General features: G+C 47.5%; 2 protein-coding genes and 1 pseudogene. All 3 read right to left on the minus strand.

Features of this window, described 5'->3' with window-relative positions; genetic code table 11:
• A pseudogene (locus J07HQW2_RS18755) lies at window positions 1–198 on the minus strand (helix-turn-helix domain-containing protein); the annotation flags it as partial.
• A gap of 8 nt (window positions 199–206) precedes the next feature.
• Entirely contained in the window at window positions 207–524 is a 318-nt protein-coding gene (locus tag J07HQW2_RS12455; protein ID WP_021055894.1) for a hypothetical protein, read from the minus strand.
• Between the two features lie 267 nt (window positions 525–791).
• Window positions 792–1,141 (minus strand): hypothetical protein (locus tag J07HQW2_RS12460; RefSeq protein ID WP_021055895.1); only part of this gene is annotated, 350 nt, incomplete at its 5' end.

Raw genomic sequence — 1,141 nt, forward strand, 5'->3', positions numbered from 1 at the left:
GAACGCGGGCATAGAGGACAACACGGTCTATGGGTCGAGCATCACCGGAGAGACGTAGCAATTCCCGGCGAGGAATCCGTCGAGAACCACCCGGCGTTCGTGTGTAGTCGATTTCGTCCTCTCGACACCACCGTTCACGGTTTGACGATGAACACCAAGCTCGTCAGCAAATTCGCCTACGGAATATGATCGTGGCATTGTAACTTTCACTCCTGCACTGGTGGTTCATCATGAACAGCGACCACATCATCTGCGATTTCGTGGATAGACAATCCCAGAGGTGCTTCTTCTGTCGGTGGGATTGGCTCGTACTGCCCAATCAAAAGATTATGCGAGACATGAACTTCTGTAATCCGACAGTAGACAGAATCTTCCTGACCGTTCGGTCGTAGTTCGATTATATCTCCAATCTCAAACTCAACTGACGTGTCAACGTGTGATTCAATATGTCCACGGATATACTCTGTCTCTCCAAGTTTTCCGTCAACATTCGGGAGTGAGATATCAATACTTTCAACGAGCATCCATCAATTATCAATGATCCGCCGCTGTCTGACTGATTCTTGATGCCCATCATTGAGGAGAACATCATACACCGGACGTTGGAGGACGGGAGAACGATCTCGAAGGGGAGATAGGTACGCATGATAGCGGTCTACGGTTTCACACTGGCTCTTGCGAGTCTGGAATGTATCTCCAATCTCTAATCCAAGATCTTCCTTACCATTATGCTCACATAAATGTCTGTCAGGAACTCGATCACCTTCTTCGAGCGAACCGGAAAGGTATGATCATCCGACAAATGTAGCACCGTAATTATCGTCTGTGAACGGTGACTCAATATGGTAGTTAGGCGATTCAAATGTTTCAGTGAGTCGTTCTAATGCTTCTCGCTCTCGCATATCGGCGGGGCGATTATTTGGATCGGCGTCAAATGAATCCAACTCTGTGGTAGATACGGGCGCATCTCGTGGTGGATCATCCCATTCCAAAGTAGGTGTGTGAAAAGAAAACTCGCCTACGTACACGCAGTAGTACGTGCGTCGGTTAATCTCGTGCTTTCGTATATTGTCAACACAGTCATTTTCGATAAGTTCACCCGATATAATACGTTTGAGCCGTATAGTGCCTTTTTCTGCTG

Source organism: Haloquadratum walsbyi J07HQW2 (assembly GCF_000415985.1).
Classification (GTDB): Archaea; Halobacteriota; Halobacteria; order Halobacteriales; family Haloferacaceae; genus Haloquadratum; species Haloquadratum walsbyi_B.

Excerpts from the sequence above, each read along its gene's own strand:
- J07HQW2_RS12455 (WP_021055894.1), bottom strand. The coding sequence starts at position 524 with ATGCTCGTTGAAAGTATTGATATCTCACTCCCGAATGTTGACGGAAAA.